The organism is Agrobacterium tumefaciens (genome assembly GCF_005221385.1).
Lineage (GTDB): Bacteria > Pseudomonadota > Alphaproteobacteria > Rhizobiales > Rhizobiaceae > Agrobacterium > Agrobacterium tomkonis.
Map to the genome: position 1 here is coordinate 1,163,499 of NZ_CP039904.1, position 18,636 is coordinate 1,182,134.

Below are 18,636 nucleotides of genomic sequence, written 5' to 3' on the forward strand. Positions count from 1 at the left end.
ACGACAAAAGCCCCGTCCTTCTGACGGGGCTTTTGCTTTCAGTACCTTCAGGCAATTTCGACGGGAAGAACCACACGGGCCTCGAAGCCGTCTTGCCGGCCGGGTGCCGGTGAAGAAAGCACCAATTCGCCGCCGGTCTGCTCCACCAGGCTTTTGACGATCGCAAGGCCAAGTCCGGTGCCATCCGCCTTGGTCGGGCCTCGGGCAAAACGGGTCGTCAGTTTGGGCAACAGCGCCCTGTCGATTGCCGGTCCGGAATTGATGATGCGGACCGTGCCGTCCTGTTCGGCGAAAACCTGCACCGGGCTTCCCGCCGGGCTGTGGATCAGGGCGTTTTCGAGAAGGTTTCGAACGATGATGCCGAAGGCGTCCGCGCCTATCCTGCAGGGCAGGCCGTCCTCACAGTGATTGGTGAAGCGGATGCGGGATTTGCCTATCGCCGTTCTCACCATGTCATCGATGACGAGTTCGAGAATGGGGATGACGTCATTCGCCGTATCGGTCACGCCGATCCTTGCTTCGGCCCGCGACATCTGCAGCAGCTTTTCGGCGAGATGGCCAAGGTGTTGCAGGGATTTTTCGATATTCTCGACGCGCGGCGCAAGTTCCGGCGGAATATCGGCATGCAGCCGCTGCGCCTGCGCCAGCGCGCCGGCAATTGGCGTGCGCAATTCGTGGGCGCTGTTGGCGGTGAATTCCCGCTCCGCCTCGATTGCCGATCGCAGCCGCCCAAGCAGCAGATTGACCGAACGGGCGATGGGATGCAGTTCACCGGGAAAAGGCTGTGTTTCGAGCGGCGCAAGATTGCCGCCATCCTTTTTGCCGATCTCGTCGCGCAGGGTCTGTATCGGTTGCAGGGTCCTGCGCACCACCACGATGACGGCGAAGATGCTGGCGGGAATGAGGATGAGTACGGGCAAAAGCAGCGCGCTGCCCGCTTCCTCGATCGCCTCGCGCCGGTTGGCGAAGGCATCGGCGACCTGCAGGAAATAATTACCGTCCGGCGTTACAGCCGTGTAGATGCGCTGCGTCGCTGTTTCAGAAAAACCGGGGTCGAGTGAGACTTCGAAAGGCTCCGTCGAACTGTCATGCGAATGCAGAACGACCTGTCCTTCGCGGTCGCGCACCTGATAGGTCAGATATTCCGCGCCTTCCGCCGAAGGGTTGAGCTTGCGGGAGGCGGGGGCCGTGTTGTTTTCCCTGAGATCGTCGGCCAGAAGCGGCAGCAGCCTTTCGGCGGTCTCCTGCACGCCGGCATCGAAAATCTCGGCAAATTCGTCCTGCATCACCATGACGCCCAGCCCGCAGGCGAGGAGCCAGGATATGGCGACGACGCTGGTCAACGCCGTCACGAGCTTGCGGGTCATGCTGGTCGGTCTGGCCATTTCTGCCTGCTTGTTGTTTGCTTGCTTGCCGTCTGGCCTTTCTGCCGTCTGGCTCACTTGATCGTGTAGCCGACGCCGCGCACGGTCTCGACGCGGTCATGGCCGATTTTCTTGCGCAGCCGGCTGATATAGACCTCGACCGTGTTGCTTTCTATTTCCGCACCGAATTCGTAAAGCGTATCGTGCAGCTGGGCTTTCGAGACCACGGCGCCGGGATGTTCGACCAGCTTTTCCAGCACGGCCCATTCGCGGGCGCTGAGCGTCTGCGCCGTTCCATCGACCGTGATATTGCGCGCCACCTGGTTGATCTCGATGCCGGGCAGGCGGATGACGGGCGCCGAGCGACCCTCGTAACGGCGCGAGACCGCCAGCATGCGCGCCGAAAGCTCATCGAGGTCGAAAGGCTTGACCAGATAGTCGTCCGCCCCGGCATTCAGCCCGGCAATCCGGTCGGAAACCTGATCATGTGCCGTCAGGATGATCACCGGTGTAGCGTCATCGCGCTTGCGCAGCGCTTGCAGAAGGGTGATGCCTTCGCCATCCGGCAGGCGCATGTCGAGCAGGATCAGGCCATAAGCCATGGTCAGCGTTGCCGCCATGGCGTCGCCCAACGTCTTGAACCAGTCAACAGCATGGCCGGCCGCTGCGACATGGTCCCGCAACGCTTCTCCAAGCACATGATCGTCTTCAACAAGCAGAACCCGCAAGACAGCTCCCTTTATCGCGTCGTCCTGCGTATCGCTTTCACGGGATAAGCGTCAAGCACTGTCTGTTCAGCTGTTCTGGCGCTGGGTGCAGCCGCCAAACACATCCAGCGAGGGATCGTAGACGGAAGTGGAGACATTCATCATGCCAAGAATGCTGTGGAAATAATTGTCGTGGGAGCGTCCACCCTCTGCGGCACTTTTTGCAAGGCAGGCCCGGTTGAGCCCCATGGATTTGGCGAAGTCATCGTCGAACCAGACGAGAAACGGCACATGGGTCTGCTGGTCGGGGGCGAGCAGATAGGGTGCGCCATGCAGGTAGACGCCGTTCTCGCCAAGCGATTCGCCGTGGTCCGACGCATAGATCATGCCGGTTGCCAGCTTGTCGGAGCGTGCTTTCAGTTTGTCGATCACTGTCGAGAGGAAATGGTCGGTGTAGAGAAGCGTGTTGTCATAGGAATTGACGATCTCGGCATCGCTGCAATTGCCGAGCTCGGCGGTGCGGCAATCCGGGGTGAATTTGCGGAATTCGTCGGTATAGCGCAGATAATAGGTCGGTCCGTGGCTACCCATCTGGTGCAGCACGATGACGCTATCCTTCGTGACGTTGTTGAGCCAGGCGTCGAGCTTGTCGAAGAAGATATCGTCGCGGCATTCTCCGCCGGTGCAGAAGCGGCTGTCATTCGTGGAGGGCAGGTCGAAATAGGGGATACGGTCGGCGACATTCTTGCTGCCGGTGTTGTTGTCCAGCCATGTCGCACTGACACCGGCGTGGACGAGGACGTCCATGACGTTTTCATTCGCGAGTGCCTTGCTATGGCTATATTGCGAACGGGGGAATTTCGAGAACATGCAGGGAATGGACATCGCCGTCGCGGTGCCGCAGCTGGTCGTGTTGGGGAAATAGATCACGTCGCGCTTGGCCAGTTCCGGATTGGTGTCGCGCCCATAGCCGTTCAGGGAAAAATTCGCGGCGCGAGCGGTCTCACCCGCAACGATGACGGTGATGCGCGGCTTATGGACACCTCCAGCTGCGGGAAGAACCTTAGCGTCCTTACCGATTGGGCTGACCTGTATTTCGGCTTCCTGGCCGGCCTGCGTGAAATAATGGACGGCGGACATCATCGGCGACAAGGGGTTGACGCTTTTGACGATATCCTTGTGCTGACGGATGGCTGTGGTGAATGTCTTTGAATTCGCAAAACTGATGATGCCGACGATGCCGAGGCACACCAGGATGCTGATGGTGTTCCACAAAAGCTTGTCGAGGATAGGCCGATGCCGAACGCGGATGGCGGCGATGACGATGGACGGTACCAGTCCGTAAATCGCCATGTGCCAGACAAAGCCGGGGGTGATCAGATTGCCCGCTTCCGCCTGCGTGGTTTCCATGGCGTTGCGGATCATGTCGCTGTCGATGACGACGCCGTAACGGTCCATGAACCAGGAGGCGGCGGCGGCCGCAAATATGACGAAGACCAGAAACGGCTTGATGAGATATTTGGCGGAAAAAATGGTGATGAGGGCGCCGAAAAGCGCCGCCATGGCGACATAAAGCGCAACGATGGCAACCGGATAAGCGGAAAGATAGGTGTGAACCTTCGACCAGAATGTCTGGTTCATGAAAAACAGCAGATAGGCCGCCGTCAGCAGGCTGAGCGGCACGCTGCCGATTTCCGGACGATACGATTCAAATCCTGTCGCTTTCGCGGTAAAAAGAGCCAATGCTAGGTCCACCAGTTTTTAAATATGCCGGCGGTGGCGGAAAACGAGCAAAACGTCCCGTTCACGCTGCCGCATGGGCCGATTGATGGCGGATGCGTTATTTAGCTGACATCAACCTGAAAGCTTTGTCATGAAATTGTCATATGAAGGCTCTCACGGCCGGAGAAGCTACACCTTCGCGGAGAATACGGCGCTTGAAGGCTTCGGGATCGGCGGCGGCGTCCGTTATGTCGGAAAGCGCTATGGCGATGCCGCCAATACCTTCGAGATGAAGGGTCTCGCCCTGTTTGATCTCTGTGTGCATGACGAGAAGAACGGCTATCGCGCCTCGCTTATGGTACAAAACTTGACTGATAAAGAATATATTTCTAGTTGCTCCACTTTCGGATGCTATTACGGTGACGGAAGAACGGTCATGGGCAAGCTGACCTATCGTTGGTGACGCCATTATCAAGTGAAGCAGCAGGGGCATGACGCGCAAGGATCGATGGATGTCACCCCTTTGGGGGCGGCGGGAATTTTTAGGCCTGCTCGCCGCGTCTGCCTTTGCCGGCAAGGCGGTGGCCGCAACCCCGCGCATCGCCGCAATCGACTGGGCCATGCTCGAAACCTCCGTGGCGCTCGGCGTCATGCCGGTGGCGGCAACCGAGCTAATCCAGTTCAGGGCCGGTGCGGTTGAGCCGGAAATCCCTGAAAGCGTCGTTGATCTCGGTCTGCGCGGCGCGCCGAATTTCGAGCTTCTGCAATTGACCCGGCCGGATCTCATCCTGATTTCGCCTTTCTACACGCGCTACACCGGCAGGCTGGAAGCGATTGCGCCGGTCTTCTCGCTGCCCTTCTACGTGAAGGGCGAGCCGCCTTTCGCAAAGGCGCTGGCGGCGGTCTCCGCCCTTGGCGAGAAGCTCGGCAGGGCCGATGAGGCGCGCAGGGTTCTGGGCGAAACGGAAGCGGCGCTGCAAGCCATGCGGACCCGCCTTGCCGGTTTTTCCGCGCGGCCGACCTATGTGATCAACATCGGCGACGCCCGGCATTTTCGCGCTTTTGGTGCCGATAGCATGTTCGGGGATGTGCTTGGCCGGCTGGGGCTCGCCAATGCCTGGGTGGATCGCTCGCAATTCACCTTCGCGGCGCCGGTGCCGCTCGAAAATCTCGCCGCTTCGCCCGATGCGAGCATCGTCATCGTCTCCGATATTCCGGTGGAGGCCCGTGAGAGCCTGCGCAACAGCGCCATCTGGCGGGCCCTTCCGGCCGTGCGGGAAAACCGGGTGGTCATGCTCGGCAATGTCGGTCCCTATGGCGGCATGACCGCCGGTATGCGTTTTGCACGGCTTCTGACCGAGGCGCTGGCGGCGCAGGGAGAAGCTCTGTGACCGCGCGGCCTCTCCAGCTTTTCTTCGGGCTTCTGTTCGTTCTGGCCTGCGGGCTTTCTCTGCATGCCGGCTTGCAGCGGCTGCCTTTCGGCGCATGGCCCGGCCTGCCGTTCGATGCCGCCAACCTGTCGATGGATCAGGTGATTTTCGCCTTCAGCCTGATGCCGCGCGCAGCTGTCGCCATTCTGGCGGGCGCGATGCTCGGCCTGTCGGGTGCGCTTTTCCAGCAATTGTTGCGCAATCCGATTGCCGACCCCTCGACGCTCGGCATTTCCGCTGGCGCGCAGCTGGCTATCGTCATCGCCACCCTGTTCTTTCCCTCGGTGCTGGATGGTAACCGCGCCTTCGTGGCCCTCACTGGCGCTGCCGCCGCCGCCGGCATTGTTTTTCTTCTCGGCTGGCGACGGTCCTTCGAGCCGGTGACCATGGTGGTATCAGGACTTCTCGTCGGCATAACCGCCGCCTCCGTTTCTGCGGCGCTGACGCTGGCGCAAGGCGAATATCTGATGTCGCTCGTTGTCTGGAACGGCGGCTCGCTCAGCCAGCAGGATTGGTCGAATGCCTTTTCACTCGCCTTCCAGCTCCTCGTGGGCCTTGTCCTCACCGGCTTGCTGATAAGGCCATTGACGGTTCTCGGTCTCGGTGATGCCGGCGCGCGATCGCTCGGCGTATCGCTGTTTTCGATCAGGCTGGCGGTTGCGGCCGTTGCGGTCGCGCTGGCCGCCTTCGTTGCTGCAGCGGTCGGCCTCGTCAGCTTCATCGGCCTTGCCGCACCGGCGCTCACCCGGGCGCTCGGCGTGCGGCGGTCTTCCTCCGTGCTCCTGGTTTCCCCACTGCTGGGCGGGCTGCTGCTCTGGTTCTGTGATGGTCTCGTTCAGCTTCTGGCAAGCACGACGGCCGAAGTTTTCCCAACAGGCGCGGTGACGGCGCTGATCGGTGGGCCGCTGCTTCTGTGGCTGTTGCCGAAAATCCGGCCGACGGACGTCCATCGCAGCCAGGGCGGCGATGTTGCGGCAAGACGCCGGCTTGCTGCGCTGCTGCCAGTGCTTGTGATCATGGCCGTGTTGATCTTTGCAGCGCTTGCCATCGGCAAAGGCCCAGATGGCTGGACACTGCTGGGTGCCGGTGATCTGCAAAGCCTTCTACCCTTCCGCTGGCCGCGGCTGGTGGCGGCCATGGCCGCCGGCGGTCTTCTGGCCATGGCGGGCGCGCTTCTCCAGCGGCTGACCGGCAATCCCATGGCAAGCCCGGAGGTGATCGGCGTCAGCGGCGGCGCAGGCCTCGGTTTTGCCGCTGCCATCACGATTTTTCCGGCGGCTGGCCTCTTTGAACTGTTCGCGGGCGCTGGCATCGGCTCGGCGGCGGTCATGACCCTCGTGCTGATCTTTGCGGTGCGCCGGTATCTGGCGCCTGAAAAAATACTGCTTGCGGGCATTGCCGTCAGTTCTCTCTGCTCGGCCGTGCTTTCGGCCCTGCTTGCCATTGGCGACCAGCGTGCCTGGCAGATTCTTGCCTGGCTCAGCGGTTCCGGTTCGACTGCAACACCGGCTTCGGCGATATTTCTTGCGGTGCTTTCCGTCGTTCTTCTTTCAGCTGCGCTGTCGGTGACGCGCTGGCTGACGATCCTGCCGCTTGGCCGGGATGTGCCGATTTCCCTCGGGCTGCCGCTCAGTCTCGCGCGCATTGCTGTCATTGCGGTGGCCGGCATCGCCACTGGTGCTGCATCGCTGCTTGTCGGTCCCCTGAGCTTCGTCGGGTTGATGGCGCCGCATATCGCGCTTCGCGCCGGCTTCACCACGCCGCGCGACCATCTGTTCGCTTCTTTCCTTTTCGGAGCCGTACTGATGGCGCTTTCCGATCTCGGGGCGCGAACGGTCACCTTTCCCTATGAATTGCCGCTCGGGCTTTTTGCGGCTCTGGCCGGTGCGCCCTACCTGATCTGGCTGTCAGGCAGGCGCGAATGATGTGTCTGAGCATTTACGGAGATGAAAACCATGGGTGAGGCAGCGCTTGCCGCCGGCTACGACGATACCCCGCTTTTTTCATTGGATGGGGTGACGATGGAGGTACCCGGCCGAACATTGCTGCAGCCGCTGACGGCAAGTTTTGCGACCGGCAAGACCATCGGCCTGATCGGTCACAATGGTTCGGGAAAATCGACGCTGCTCAAGATTCTCGCGCGGATTCAGGAGCCGACAGCGGGTAGTGTGTCGTTTGAGGGAAAGGCGTTGGGTGCCTGGGGTAACCGGGAATTTGCGCGAAAGCTCGCCTATCTGCCGCAATATACGCCAGCCGCCTCCGGCATGCTCGCCAAGGAGCTGGTGGCGCTCGGTCGTTATCCCTGGCATGGCGCGCTCGGCCAGTTCACCAAGGCGGATCAGGAGAAGGTGGACGAGGCCATCGAGCTGACCGACACCGTGGCATTCCGCGACCGGCTGGTGGACACGCTTTCCGGTGGCGAGCGCCAGCGCGTATGGCTGGCCATGCTGGTTGCCCAGAATGCCGAAAGCCTGCTGCTGGACGAACCGATATCGGCGCTTGATCTCGCACATCAGATCGAAGTGTTGTCGCTGGTGCAGAGATTGTCACGTGAAAAGGGTCTCGGTGTCATCGTGGTGCTGCACGATGTCAACATGGCGGCACGCTTCTGCGACGAGATCGTCGCCCTGCATTCCGGTAATCTGATTGAAAGAGGAACCCCGCAGGAGATCATGACGCCAGAGGCGCTGGAGCGGATCTATGGGGTGCGCATGGATGTCATGACGCATGCTGCCACCGGCTTGCCCGTCGCGCTGCCGCTTTGAGTTTGTTGCAGCAAAACAACGCCTGAAAGCGCTTGTTGTTGACAGTAATTTTCAACGCATTTTCCGCCCTAACAATGTCTTAATGGCACCCTACCGCCATTAGACATTGTTAACCGCTTTGCTTTCCTTGCATCCAATTAAGTTGTTTTGGATCGATTTCAGGGAACAAACGTTAACAGTGCGGAATTCAATATCCGGAGAGGGCAAGAAGGGCTGCTGCGGGTAGGACTAAAACAGGAGAAAATAAGATGAAAAAGGCTGTTGCCGTAACTTTTGCCGCATTGACGATGGGCCTCGGTGGGGCTGCATCCGCACTGGCTGCCGACCTTGCGAGATACGAATCCGCTCCGCAGGAGCAGGACGACCGCAACGGCGTCAAGATCGGTTATCTGAGCTGCGATATCGGCGGTGGTGTCGGTTATGTTCTCGGTTCCGCCAAGGAACTGGACTGCACCTTCCAGTCCACGATGGGCGCACGCCGCACCGACCATTACACCGGCGCCATCCGCAAGATGGGCGTTGACCTCGGCTTCACCACGCAGGGCCGTCTGGTCTGGGCCGTTTTCGCTCCGACCGCCGGTTACCACCGTGGTTCGCTCGGCGGCCTTTATCAGGGCGCAACGGCTGAAGTCACCGTTGGTCTCGGCGTTGGCACCAACATCCTCGTTGGCGGCACCTCCGGTTCCATCCAGCTGCAGACGGTCAGCGTGACGGGTCAGGTTGGTCTCAACCTTGCTGCCACCGGCACCTCGGTTACGCTGACGGCCATGAACTGATCGGCGAAGCGCCCGGTGCTTTGACCGGGCATTCTGTCGCATGTCAAAAAACGCCCTCTTCGTTGTCAGACGGGGAGGGCGTTGTATTATCCGGGGCATGATTTCCATATTCAGACATATTGCGGCAGCGACCGTATTTTCCCTCGTCGCGGTGAGCGCCTTTGCCGAAGGCGATGCGGCTCATGGGGAAAAAGTTTTCAGCCGCTGTTCCACCTGTCACAGTGCCGATACGCCGCGCACCCGCATGGGTCCGCATCTGATGGGTGTGGTCGGCAGGCCGATGGCTTCCGTGGCCGATTACGGCCATTATTCGCAGGCGCTAAAGGATGCCGGCGCGGCTGGCCGGGTCTGGACGGAAGACGAACTGCAGAAATTCATTGCCAGCCCGAAGAAGGCGATCCCGGGAAATGCGATGCGTTTTTTCGGGCTGTGGAGCGAAACAGATATAACGGACCTGATCGCCTATCTGAAAACGCATCCCCTGCCACAATAATCGTCAGAGCGGCGCTTCCGCGACGATCTCTTCCGCCTCTTCAAAGCTCATCGCCATGACCTTCGCGCCGATCTCGAAGCCGAAGCCATTGCGGGCGAAGGCGGAAAACTCCTTGCCCTTGCGCTTCTCGTCGAGTTCGACACGGCGAAACGGCCCGAAGGCGCGCTTGCGCGCGAAGATGACGGCGGCGACCAGATCGTTGGTCTCCTGCAACGCGGCCGTTGCCGTTTCCCGTGCTATGCCCTTGATCTGAAGTTTCTGCGCCAGCCCACGTTTCGATTTGCCGCTGCGCTGGCCGCTCCGCACAGCAATTTCCGCATAGGCCGTATCATCAAGCGCCTTGATGCCATAAGCGAATGTCACGGCAAATTCGCCGAGCGCCTTCACCTGCGCCGGGCTGATCTCCTCGAATTTTTCCCGCGCTTTGCGCATGATGGCGTCGCGCAGCTGCTTTTCCGTCATCATCCGCTGTTCCAGCCGGTAAAGGGCGGAATTGCGCGCCCAGGACAGCATGCGGCTGGTGGGTTCAACGGCCGGCGCTTCGCCGTCGAACTCCATGTCATCAGTCAGGAAGGGGCTGGAATCGTCACTCATGCCGCATTTATAACGCGGCAAAGCCGTCTTGCCAGTTCCTTCGCGGTCTGAATTTTACGGTTTCAGCGTCTCAGGGTGTCTGCGCACCGGTTGCGGCCACATATACCGAATAGAGTGATTTCGTTGCGGTGATGAACAGCCGGTTCTTTTTCGGGCCGCCAAAGGTGAGGTTTGCAACCGTCTGCGGCACCTTGATCTTGCCGATGAGCGTGCCATCAGGCGCAAAGCAGTGAACGCCATCACCGGCGCTGGTCCACAGATTGCCGGACGTATCCAGGCGGAAGCCGTCCGGAAGGCCATTGTCGAGGTTGCAGAATTCCCGGCCGTTGGCGAGCTTCGCGCCGTCCACCACGTCGAAGACGCGGATATGACGCGGGCGGGTGACATCATGGCTGTAGGAACTGTCGGCAACGTAGAGCTTCGTTTCATCGGGCGAAAAAGCAAGACCGTTCGGCTGCATGAAGTCGTCGATAGCGACCGTTACCTCTCCTGTTGCGGGATCGAGCCGGTAGACATTGCGCGTCTTCTGTTCCGGCTCGGCCTTGTATCCCTCATAGTCGGAGAGGATGCCGTAAGTGGGGTCGGTGAACCAGATGCTGCCATCGGATTTCACCACCACATCGTTGGGTGAATTGAGCCGCCTTCCGCCAAAGCTGTCAGCGAGAACGGTGATCGAGCCGTCGACCTCGGTACGGGTAACGCGGCGGCCGCCATGTTCGCAGGAAACCAGTCGTCCCTGCCGGTCGCGCGTGTTGCCATTGGTGAAGTTGGAGGGATGGCGGAACACCGAGACACCGCCATCCGGCACCCAGCGCAGCATGCGCTGATTGGGAATGTCGCTAAACAGCAGGCAGTTCAAATCGGCAAACCATACCGGCCCTTCGGCCCAGCGGCAGCCGGAATAAAGCTCTTCCAGCTCGGCATTACCGACGATCAGATGGCGGAAGCGGTCATCGTGGATTTCGTAAGGGGATGTGTTGTCTGTGGTCATGAGCGTGGTCCGCTTGTGGGCTTGTTGTTTGGGGTCAGCGCGTGGCCTTGGGGCCGCTTGCCAGAAGAATGACTGATATGATGATGAGGCCGGTGAGGATGAGGCGGATGCCGGCGCCGAAACCATAGGTGTTCAGCATCGAAACCACCAGGAACATGAAGAGCGAGGCGCCCCAGATGCCGGGAACGTTGGAGTCACCACCCGCCACCGCCGTGCCGCCGATGACGACGACGGCAATCGACATCAGCAGATATTCGGATCCCATGTTGAGCGCCGCCCCGCCGGAAAAACTGGCGAGAAGATAACCGGCAATCGCTGCCAGCACCGCGCAGAGCACATAGGTGACGAAACGGGTGCCATCCACCGGAATGCCGGTCATGCGGGCGGCAAAGGTGCTTTGGCCGATAGCGGAAATCCAGCGGCCGTAAAACGAACGGTCGAGCAGCAGCCATGCGATAACCGAGAGGAGAAGCGCCACGAGTGCGACGTTTGGAATGCCGAAAGAGCTGGAGATGGCGAAAGTCGCCAATGTTTCCGGCGGCTTGATGCGAAGGCCGCGATTTGACCAGATGGCGATGGATTGCACGATGAAGCTCATCGACAGCGTCGCGATGATCGGCGGGATGCGCAGGAGCTTGATCAGCGCATAATTGCCGATGCCAATGGCGATGCCAATCAGGATGGCGATCAGCAGTCCCGGCAGGATGAGACCGTCGGACACATCCATGAATTTCAGCGCCAGCGTGCCTGATAGCGTCATTGTTGCGGGAACGCAGAGGTCGATATTGCCCGGCCCGAGCGTGATGACGAACATCTGGCCAATGCCGACGATGACGGAAAAGGCCGCGAAGGTGAGCGCCGCATGCGACAGCCCGAAGGAACTTGCGCCGCCGGTGAAGAGCACGGTGACGATCCACACGGCAGCCGTTGCGGCGAACGACCAGATCCATGGTTTTTTCGAGAGGGACGACAGTCCGTTCATTGGTTTTTCTCCCGCTTTTCAAGACGGTTGAGCAGGATGCGCAGCGCCAGCACGATGATCAGGATCGCGCCTTGCGCGCCGATCTGCCAGTCCGGCGAAATGCGCATGAAGGACAGGAAAGAGCCGGCAAGCGTCAGCGTCAGCGCGCCGATGACAGCGCCGACGGGTGAAACCCTTCCGCCGACGAATTCGCCGCCGCCCAGAATGACACCGGCAATCGACAGCAGCGTGTAACGCAGGGCGATATTGGCGTCGGCCGCGGTCGTCAGTCCGACAAGGGCGATGCCCGACAGCACCGCGAAGAAACCGGCGAGCGCAAAGGTGGCAGCGCGGATGCCGACCACCGACCAGCCGGAACGCTCGACGGAGCGGAAATTGCCGCCGACACCGCGCATCAGCACACCGAAAGAGGAGCGCATGACGATGTAATGGGCAACGACCGCGATCAGGATGCTGGCGACGATGGCGATCGGCACCAGCGGCGGTTTGGCTGTCATCAGCGCCCGGATGAAGGCGGGCGCCTGGCCGCCGGGCGAGGGCAGGATGAGCACGGCCAAACCGCCCCAGACGAAACTCATGCCGAGTGTGACGACGATTGAGGGCAGGGCGCGGATATGGATGATGGCCCCGAGTGCGGCATAAACCGCAATCGCGCCGGCAAAGATCGCAATGCCGAGAAGCGGCGTCGTCTGCAGGAAGGTGGCGGTGACACAGGCGCAGAAACTGACGAAAGTGCCCATCGACAGGTCGAGATCGTTGACCGACATGATCAGCATCTGGGCAATGGTGGCAAGTGCGATAGGCACTGCCAGATTGAACAGCAGGTTCATGCCGTTATAGCTCATGGCGCGCGGTTGCATGTAGAAGACGGCGGCGAGCAGGAAGGCAAGCGAGGCGGCGGGAATGATGAGGCGAAGGGCGCTGGCGGAGAGTTTCATGCGTGGTCTTCTCCGGCAAAGGAAGCGGCCAGCACATTCTGCTCGGTGATGTCATCGCCGACGAGTTCCGCCTGAATGGCGCCGTCGCGGAAGACATAGACCCGGTCACAAAGGCGGATTTCGTCCATTTCGGTGGAGTACCAGATGAAGGTGCGGCCATGAGAGGCTTCGGTTCTCAAGATGTCGTAGACCTCCTGTTTGGTGCCGATATCGACGCCGCGCATCGGGTCGTCCATCAAAACGGTGCTGGCGGTGGTGGCAAGCGCGCGGGCGAAAAGCACTTTCTGCTGGTTGCCGCCGGAGAGGGATAGGATCTTGTTGCCCATATCAGGCGTGCGGATTTCGATGCGCTGTTTCCACTGCGCGCCAAGTTCCATTTCCCTTGTCCGGTCCACCATGCCTGCCGATGAAATATCCCTGAGCGAGGCGATGGAAAGGTTCTTCAGGATGCTCCAGAGCGGGAAGGTGCCGTTCAGACTGCGGTCGCCCGCCACGAAGGCGATATCGGTCTTTCGCGAAGGCAGCCAGCTGCTGTTCTGCGCGAGATAAAGATCGAGCAATGCTTCGGTCTGGCCATGGCCGCCGAGGCCGGCAAGGCCGATGATCTCGCCGCGAAAGGCCTCGAAGGCGAGGCCTTCACCGCGCCGCGCCGGCATGGAGAGCACCTTTTCGCCTGCCTTGCGGCCTTCTCCCTGCCGCCTGTCCTGTTCCTTGACGACGCTGCCCATGGCTTCGACCAGCGAGCGGGTGGTAAATTCCGCAGCCTTCCGGTCGGCCACCACCCGACCGTCCTTCATCACCACGATACGGGTGGCGGTGGAGAGAATTTCGCCGAGAATATGCGAGATCAGCAGCACCGAGCCGCCCTCGCGCACGAAACGGCGGACATACTCCATCAGCTGCTCTGCAAGGCCGGCATCTAGCGAAGACGTCGGTTCATCGAGGATCACCAGTCTCGGCGCCTGCGGAATGCGGCAGAAATTGATGGCGATTTCCACCATCTGCCGTTCGGCGATGGATAGTTCGGAAATCGTCAGTTCACAATCGATGCCATGGCCGGGGAAAATTTCGTCCAGGGTCTGCCGGATCGTCGTCAGTGCCCGGCTGCGCCAGTTCCGGCCGCCGATTGCAGCATGCATGATGCGGACATTTTCGCTGATCGTGAGGTTCGGGCAGAGCGACAGCTCCTGAAACACACAGCGCACGCCATTGGCACGGGCGGCCGCGATACCGTGGCGGTTCTGGTCGCCCCGATAGGAAATGGAACCCTCATGCGGTGTCAGCCCGCCATTGATAACGTTGACGATGGTGGATTTTCCCGCGCCGTTATGGCCGACGAGCCCGAGGCATTCCCCGGCACAGATGATGAGATCGGCCCCGTCCAGCGCCTTGACCGCGCCGAACACGACCTTCACGCCGCGCGCGGCGACGACCTCTTCCGCCTCGATGATGTCATTCATGAGCAATTACGCCAGTGATCTGAAAATCGGATAATAGTGTTGGCTGCTGCGGCGTCCGTTTCCGGAGCGCCGCAGATATCGGTTGTGAACCGGCCCGCTTATTTGGCGGCGATGGCCTTCTGCGCATCCGCCTGCGAATATTCCACATTCGCCACGCCACCCTTCTGGGTCGTCTTCAGGTTTTCCTCAAGATTACCCTGATCGATACGCAGGAAGGGAACGGTCAGATCCTTCTTCACATCCTTGCCGTCGAGGATCTGCTGCGCCACCCAGAAAGCCAGCGTCGAGACGCCGGGGGCGATGGAGACGGACATGGTCTCGTAACCGCCCGCATCCTTCTGCTGTTTCCACCATTGCAGCTCGTCTTCGCGGTTGCCCATCACGATGGTCGGCGTCGGGCGCTTGGCGGCGGCGAAAGCCTGTGCGGCACCGTAACCGTCACCGCCCTGCGTCACCACGGCGGCAACTTCGGGAAGGCTTGGCAGGATGCCGGCAACGGCGCGCTGTGCCACATCCTGCGCCCAGTCGCCATTGACCGAACCGACAATCTTGAACTGCGGGTTCTTGGCGACACCGGCGGCAATGCCGGCATGGATTTCATCATCCACCGAAACGCCTGCAAGACCGCGGATTTCGAGCAGATTGCCGCCCTTCGGCATGGCCTTGGCCAGATAGTCGATCTGGCTTTCACCCATCGCCTTGAAATCCACCGCGATACGCCATGCGCAGGGTTCGGTGACGATGCCGTCGAAGGAAACGACGGTGATGCCGGCGTCGCAGGCTTCCTTCACAGCGCCGTTAAGGGCGGTGGGGGAGGCGGCGTTGATGACGATGGCGTCATAACCCTGCAGAATGAGATTCTGGATTTGCGCCGCCTGTTCGGTCGCCTGGTTTTCGGCGGTTGTGAAGGCGTCGGCGCTCGCGACCTGCTTGTCGGCGACCGCCTGCTTGGTGATCTTGTCCCAGCTGGTCAGCATTGCCTGACGCCAGGAATTGCCTGCGTAATTGTTCGAAAGCGCGATTTTTTTTGCCGACGTATCGGCATGAGCGGTGATCGGCAAGGCTGCGCACGCGACAGCGGCCGACGCCAGAAGCATCTTCCTGAAAGCCATTGATTTTCCTCCCTGGTGGCTTGCCCTTTCGGGTCCGGAACCCTCACCCGCCGCAAATCTCCTCGGCAGCAGACGAAATCCCGTTGCACTGGAGCTCCGTTCCCCAGTACAAGCGAGAATGACCAAGAAGATTTGGCTTGTATAGGCGGATCACGGCAATCTTCCTGCGGGTTTCCGCAGAAAGCATGCGGGAACCCGCAGGACGAACCGGCCTTGCCCGGCGCAGAATGGATGATGCGGCATTCCGAAGGGTCATCTCAGCCGCAATGGTCGAAGGCAGGCGCTTGGGAGGGTGCCCGCACATGTTGGATACGCCGAAAAGCGCTCTGTTTCACCACTATATGGGCATTTCGCGGCTGCTCGCCGGGCAGCTGGAATTCAATGCCATCATTCAGGCGGTTGCCACCGAGATCAGCCATATCATCCCGCATGACCATATGGATGTCTGCATCAAGCAGCTGGATGACAAGTACCATATTGCCTATGAGAGCGGTCTGGTCAGTGCGTGGAGCCGGCAGCCGCCCGCCCTTCTGACCGGTAGCCCGATCCGGTCCCTGCTATCAGGTGCGGTCGAATATCTTTTGAGCGGCGATGCCTGCGCCGATCCGCGCTTTCACTTCGAAGGTTCGTTTTCGAGCCCGATCATCGAACTTGGCCTGCACAGCCGCCTGCATGTGCCGATGAAGGTGCATGGCGATATCATCGGCGCGCTCAGCTGTTCGTCACACCAGTCGGACGCCTATGGGGTGGAGGATGTCGCCAATGCCCGCGCGGTTGCGGATTTGCTGGCGCCCTATTTCTACGCCATCCGTGCCGCCGAACAGGCCAAGCGTTCCGCCATCGAGGAGGCGCGCGCCAATGCTCGCGAAGAGGGCCTGCGGCTGGGTGCCCTGCAATTGACCGAGGCGCTGGAGGCCGAACGGCAGCGCATCGGCATGGATCTTCATGACCAGACGCTGGCGGATCTCACACGGCTGGCGCGGCGCATCGAGCGCATGAGCCATGCTTCCGATGTTTCGGGCGAGATGCTGGAGCCGGTGGTGCGCAGCCTGCAGCATTGCATGCAGGACCTGCGTGAAATCATCGAGGAGGCAAAACCCTCCATCCTGCAATTGTTCGGCGTCGTGCAGGCGATCGAGACCTATGTGGACCGCTCCGTCCGTGACAGCGGATATGCGATTGAATGGTCGGTAACCGATGAGACCGACGGGCTGGTGGAAACGCTCGACAAGACGGTGGCCATCTCGCTGTTCCGCATCGTGCAGGAGGCGGTCAACAATGCCATTCGCCACGCCCAACCGGAAACCATTGCCGTGACGCTTTCGTCCGTCGATGGCGGGTTGCGGGTGACGGTGAGCGATGACGGCAGCGGCGGCGGTGAAGGCGGAGCCTCCGGCGGTCTCGGCATCGGCAACATGAAGACGCGGGCGCGGCTGATTTCGGCGCGGTTCGATATTGGCGGTAACGGTGCGGGAGCCGGAACCCGCATTACTGTAACGCTGCCGGAAAGCGCTTTCGACCGGCGGGAGGATGTGTGACATGGACGTGCTGATCGTCGAGGACGATGCGCTGCACCGCGCCTATCTGAACGAGGCCGTGCGTGCCGCCCTGCCGGAATGCGACAAGGTGCTGGAAGCGGCCAACGGCAGAACCGGTGAAAAGCTCGCGCGGGAAAACCGGGCCGCCCATATTGTCATGGATTTGCAGATGAACGAGCGCAACGGCATTGAGGCGGCGCGCACCATCTGGAAGGAAAGGCCGGATACACGCATCCTGTTCTGGTCCAACTATTCCGACGAGGCCTATGTGCGCGGCGTCTCCCGCATCGTGCCGGAAGGGGCTGCCTATGGCTACGTGCTGAAATCGGCCTCCGACGATCGGTTACGGCTGGCGCTGCGCAGCATCTTCATCGAGGCGCAATGCGTGATCGACCGGGAAGTGCGCGGCCTGCAGGAAAAGAGCCTCGGCAAGGCGCACGGTTTTACCGATTCCGAATATGAAATCCTTGTCGATGTCGCACTCGGCCTCACCGACAAGGCGATTGCGCGCCGTCGCAACTTGTCGCTGCGCAGCGTGCAGAACCGGCTGCAAAGCCTCTATGAAAAGTTGAACGTGCATCAGGCTCCTGGTGATGATGATGCGGAAGGCCGGTATAATCTTCGAACCCGCGCCGTCACGGTGGCCTTCCTGCGCAAGCTTTTGAATTACAGTGCGCTGGAAAGGGCCGAGCGGGAACTGGCGGAATGGGCGGGGAGCCGCTGAGCCCTACGGCAGGAAGGCAAGCAGCCGTCTTTCATCCGCCCTGAGGCCGTAAACGGGCTTTGCCCCAACTTTCAAAATGCGGCCAAGCTTTTTCTGCGCCCTTTCCTCCGTCGCAATCTCGAGAACGGCAGGGTGCACATAACTCTTGCGGCAGATGGCGGGTGTATTGGAAAGCTCCGTCGCTGCCGCCTGACACATGCCCTTTATGCTTGGTTTTTCACCTGACGCCACATGCTCCATCGCATCGCAGAAGGCCGCCAATGTTCCGCCCCAGGTACGGAACGTCTTGGCGGAAATTCCGGCGCCGCCGGTGCGGGAGAGGTAAGCGTTGAGATCGCTGGAATCGACTGAATGCACCCGGTTTTCGCTATCCTGCCAGACGAAGAGTTCCTTGCCGGGCAGATCGGCGATTTCCTCAAGTATCTTCTGAAGCCGGGGGTGGCGCAACTGGCGCTTCACCTTCTGTCCGCCCTTGGCGGCAAAGCGCAATTCGATGGTCTCACCAAAGGAGACGTGGCGTTTGAGCAACGTCGTCGCGCCATAGGTGCCGTTGGTTTCGAGATAGGAACGGTTGCCGACGCGCAGATAGGCGGCATCGAGCAGCAGCGTGAGCGCGGCCAGCGTCATCTCCGGCCCGTGATCCTGTTTCTCGATATCGGCAATGGCCCGGCGACGAATGGCGGGCAGCGCCTTGCCGAAGCTTTTGAGCTGGAAGAATTTCGTCTCACCCCGCAGGGCGTGCCAGTCAGGATGATAGCGATATTGTTTTCGCCCACGGGCATCGAAGCCGGTTGCCTGTAGATGCCCGGTGGGATCAATGCATATCCATACGTCCCGGTAGGCTGGTGGCACGCCGAGCGCCTTGATGCGCTTCAGTTCTACGCTGTCGGACAGTAATTCTCCGCCCGGCAGACGGTAACAGAAACCGCGTCCGCGTTTCTCGCGGGCAATGCCCGGCTCCTGATCGTTGACATAGGCAAGTCCGATTTTGGCAAGAAGGCGGGTGGGCGGTTGTGGCATGGTTTCTTCCGGCAGGTTTC

The 18,636-nt window shown here is 60.6% G+C and carries 17 protein-coding genes and 1 pseudogene; 8 read left to right on the forward strand and 10 right to left on the reverse strand.

Annotation, left to right across the window (positions count from 1 at the left end; genetic code table 11):
• Positions 1-47: 47 nt before the first annotated feature.
• The 3 genes from CFBP6623_RS20550 to CFBP6623_RS20560 all read right to left on the reverse strand — a co-directional run bounded on the left by CFBP6623_RS20550 (position 48) and on the right by CFBP6623_RS20560 (position 3,826).
• A complete protein-coding gene (locus tag CFBP6623_RS20550; protein ID WP_046801730.1) occupies positions 48-1,385 on the reverse strand; it encodes a sensor histidine kinase in 1,338 nt (445 codons plus the stop codon).
• 53 nt (positions 1,386-1,438) lie between these two features.
• Positions 1,439-2,092 (reverse strand): response regulator transcription factor, encoded by a 654-nt coding sequence (locus CFBP6623_RS20555; RefSeq protein ID WP_046801641.1) that lies wholly within the window; start codon positions 2,090-2,092, stop codon positions 1,439-1,441.
• A 66-nt stretch (positions 2,093-2,158) separates the two neighbouring features.
• Positions 2,159-3,826 carry a phosphoethanolamine transferase gene (locus CFBP6623_RS20560; RefSeq protein WP_046801642.1) on the reverse strand — a complete coding sequence of 556 codons (1,668 nt, stop codon included), beginning with the start codon at positions 3,824-3,826 and terminating at the stop codon, positions 2,159-2,161.
• Between the two features lie 157 nt (positions 3,827-3,983).
• Here CFBP6623_RS20560 and CFBP6623_RS20565 point away from each other — a divergent pair.
• The 6 genes and pseudogenes from CFBP6623_RS20565 to CFBP6623_RS20590 form a co-directional block, all read left to right on the forward strand.
• Positions 3,984-4,256: pseudogene (locus CFBP6623_RS20565) on the forward strand (TonB-dependent siderophore receptor); the annotation flags it as partial.
• Between the two features lie 28 nt (positions 4,257-4,284).
• Positions 4,285-5,184 carry an iron-siderophore ABC transporter substrate-binding protein gene (locus tag CFBP6623_RS20570; protein ID WP_046801644.1) on the forward strand — a complete coding sequence of 300 codons (900 nt, stop codon included), beginning with the start codon at positions 4,285-4,287 and terminating at the stop codon, positions 5,182-5,184.
• The gene (fhuB, locus tag CFBP6623_RS20575; RefSeq protein WP_080842884.1) at positions 5,181-7,148 is read left to right on the forward strand and encodes a Fe(3+)-hydroxamate ABC transporter permease FhuB; all 1,968 of its coding nucleotides are present in this window, start codon (positions 5,181-5,183) and stop codon (positions 7,146-7,148) included. The genes CFBP6623_RS20570 and fhuB overlap by 4 nt, the downstream gene beginning before the upstream one ends.
• 30 nt (positions 7,149-7,178) lie before the next feature.
• Entirely contained in the window at positions 7,179-7,988 is an 810-nt protein-coding gene (locus tag CFBP6623_RS20580) for an ATP-binding cassette domain-containing protein (RefSeq protein ID WP_046801731.1), read from the forward strand.
• A 248-nt stretch (positions 7,989-8,236) separates the two neighbouring features.
• Positions 8,237-8,764, forward strand: a complete 528-nt coding sequence (locus CFBP6623_RS20585) for a DUF992 domain-containing protein (protein WP_046801646.1) — start codon at positions 8,237-8,239, stop codon at positions 8,762-8,764.
• A gap of 97 nt (positions 8,765-8,861) precedes the next feature.
• Positions 8,862-9,257 carry a c-type cytochrome gene (locus tag CFBP6623_RS20590; RefSeq protein ID WP_046801647.1) on the forward strand — a complete coding sequence of 132 codons (396 nt, stop codon included), beginning with the start codon at positions 8,862-8,864 and terminating at the stop codon, positions 9,255-9,257.
• 3 nt (positions 9,258-9,260) lie between these two features.
• Here CFBP6623_RS20590 and recX read toward each other — a convergent pair whose 3' ends face one another.
• The 6 genes from recX to CFBP6623_RS20620 all read right to left on the reverse strand — a co-directional run bounded on the left by recX (position 9,261) and on the right by CFBP6623_RS20620 (position 15,334).
• Entirely contained in the window at positions 9,261-9,851 is a 591-nt protein-coding gene (gene recX, locus CFBP6623_RS20595) for a recombination regulator RecX (protein ID WP_046801648.1), read from the reverse strand.
• Positions 9,852-9,921: 70 nt separating this feature from the next.
• Positions 9,922-10,842, reverse strand: coding sequence for an SMP-30/gluconolactonase/LRE family protein (locus CFBP6623_RS20600; protein WP_046801649.1), 921 nt, complete (start codon positions 10,840-10,842; stop codon positions 9,922-9,924).
• Between the two features lie 34 nt (positions 10,843-10,876).
• On the reverse strand, positions 10,877-11,824 hold the full coding sequence (locus tag CFBP6623_RS20605; protein ID WP_046801650.1) for an ABC transporter permease: 948 nt from the start codon (positions 11,822-11,824) through the stop codon (positions 10,877-10,879).
• Positions 11,821-12,762, reverse strand: coding sequence for an ABC transporter permease (locus CFBP6623_RS20610; RefSeq protein ID WP_046801651.1), 942 nt, complete (start codon positions 12,760-12,762; stop codon positions 11,821-11,823). Before CFBP6623_RS20610 ends, CFBP6623_RS20605 begins: the two co-directional genes overlap by 4 nt.
• Positions 12,759-14,222: an ATP-binding cassette domain-containing protein gene (locus CFBP6623_RS20615; protein WP_046801652.1), complete on the reverse strand. Its 1,464-nt coding sequence runs from the start codon at positions 14,220-14,222 to the stop codon at positions 12,759-12,761. Before CFBP6623_RS20615 ends, CFBP6623_RS20610 begins: the two co-directional genes overlap by 4 nt.
• 98 nt (positions 14,223-14,320) lie before the next feature.
• Positions 14,321-15,334 carry an ABC transporter substrate-binding protein gene (locus CFBP6623_RS20620; RefSeq protein WP_046801653.1) on the reverse strand — a complete coding sequence of 338 codons (1,014 nt, stop codon included), beginning with the start codon at positions 15,332-15,334 and terminating at the stop codon, positions 14,321-14,323.
• A gap of 302 nt (positions 15,335-15,636) precedes the next feature.
• Here CFBP6623_RS20620 and CFBP6623_RS20630 point away from each other — a divergent pair, with 302 nt between their 5' ends.
• Both CFBP6623_RS20630 and CFBP6623_RS20635 read left to right on the forward strand, forming a co-directional pair.
• Positions 15,637-16,872 carry a GAF domain-containing sensor histidine kinase gene (locus CFBP6623_RS20630; protein WP_080842885.1) on the forward strand — a complete coding sequence of 412 codons (1,236 nt, stop codon included), beginning with the start codon at positions 15,637-15,639 and terminating at the stop codon, positions 16,870-16,872.
• Position 16,873: 1 nt separating this feature from the next.
• Positions 16,874-17,596 carry a response regulator transcription factor gene (locus CFBP6623_RS20635; RefSeq protein ID WP_010973515.1) on the forward strand — a complete coding sequence of 241 codons (723 nt, stop codon included), beginning with the start codon at positions 16,874-16,876 and terminating at the stop codon, positions 17,594-17,596.
• A 3-nt stretch (positions 17,597-17,599) separates the two neighbouring features.
• Here the strand turns inward: CFBP6623_RS20635 and CFBP6623_RS20640 are convergent, their stop codons facing one another.
• Positions 17,600-18,616: a DNA topoisomerase IB gene (locus tag CFBP6623_RS20640; protein ID WP_046801655.1), complete on the reverse strand. Its 1,017-nt coding sequence runs from the start codon at positions 18,614-18,616 to the stop codon at positions 17,600-17,602.
• Positions 18,617-18,636 lie beyond the last annotated feature (20 nt).

Coding starts and splice junctions, on each gene's coding strand:
- CFBP6623_RS20550 (WP_046801730.1), bottom strand. CDS start 1,385: ATGGCCAGACCGACCAGCATGACCCGCAAGCTCGTGACGGCGTTGACC.
- CFBP6623_RS20570 (WP_046801644.1), top strand. CDS start 4,285: ATGACGCGCAAGGATCGATGGATGTCACCCCTTTGGGGGCGGCGGGAA.
- CFBP6623_RS20580 (WP_046801731.1), top strand. CDS start 7,179: ATGGGTGAGGCAGCGCTTGCCGCCGGCTACGACGATACCCCGCTTTTT.
- CFBP6623_RS20585 (WP_046801646.1), top strand. CDS start 8,237: ATGAAAAAGGCTGTTGCCGTAACTTTTGCCGCATTGACGATGGGCCTC.
- CFBP6623_RS20590 (WP_046801647.1), top strand. CDS start 8,862: ATGATTTCCATATTCAGACATATTGCGGCAGCGACCGTATTTTCCCTC.
- recX (WP_046801648.1), bottom strand. CDS start 9,851: ATGAGTGACGATTCCAGCCCCTTCCTGACTGATGACATGGAGTTCGAC.
- CFBP6623_RS20600 (WP_046801649.1), bottom strand. CDS start 10,842: ATGACCACAGACAACACATCCCCTTACGAAATCCACGATGACCGCTTC.
- CFBP6623_RS20605 (WP_046801650.1), bottom strand. CDS start 11,824: ATGAACGGACTGTCGTCCCTCTCGAAAAAACCATGGATCTGGTCGTTC.
- CFBP6623_RS20610 (WP_046801651.1), bottom strand. CDS start 12,762: ATGAAACTCTCCGCCAGCGCCCTTCGCCTCATCATTCCCGCCGCCTCG.
- CFBP6623_RS20615 (WP_046801652.1), bottom strand. CDS start 14,222: ATGAATGACATCATCGAGGCGGAAGAGGTCGTCGCCGCGCGCGGCGTG.
- CFBP6623_RS20620 (WP_046801653.1), bottom strand. CDS start 15,334: ATGGCTTTCAGGAAGATGCTTCTGGCGTCGGCCGCTGTCGCGTGCGCA.
- CFBP6623_RS20630 (WP_080842885.1), top strand. CDS start 15,637: ATGTTGGATACGCCGAAAAGCGCTCTGTTTCACCACTATATGGGCATT.
- CFBP6623_RS20635 (WP_010973515.1), top strand. CDS start 16,874: ATGGACGTGCTGATCGTCGAGGACGATGCGCTGCACCGCGCCTATCTG.
- CFBP6623_RS20640 (WP_046801655.1), bottom strand. CDS start 18,616: ATGCCACAACCGCCCACCCGCCTTCTTGCCAAAATCGGACTTGCCTAT.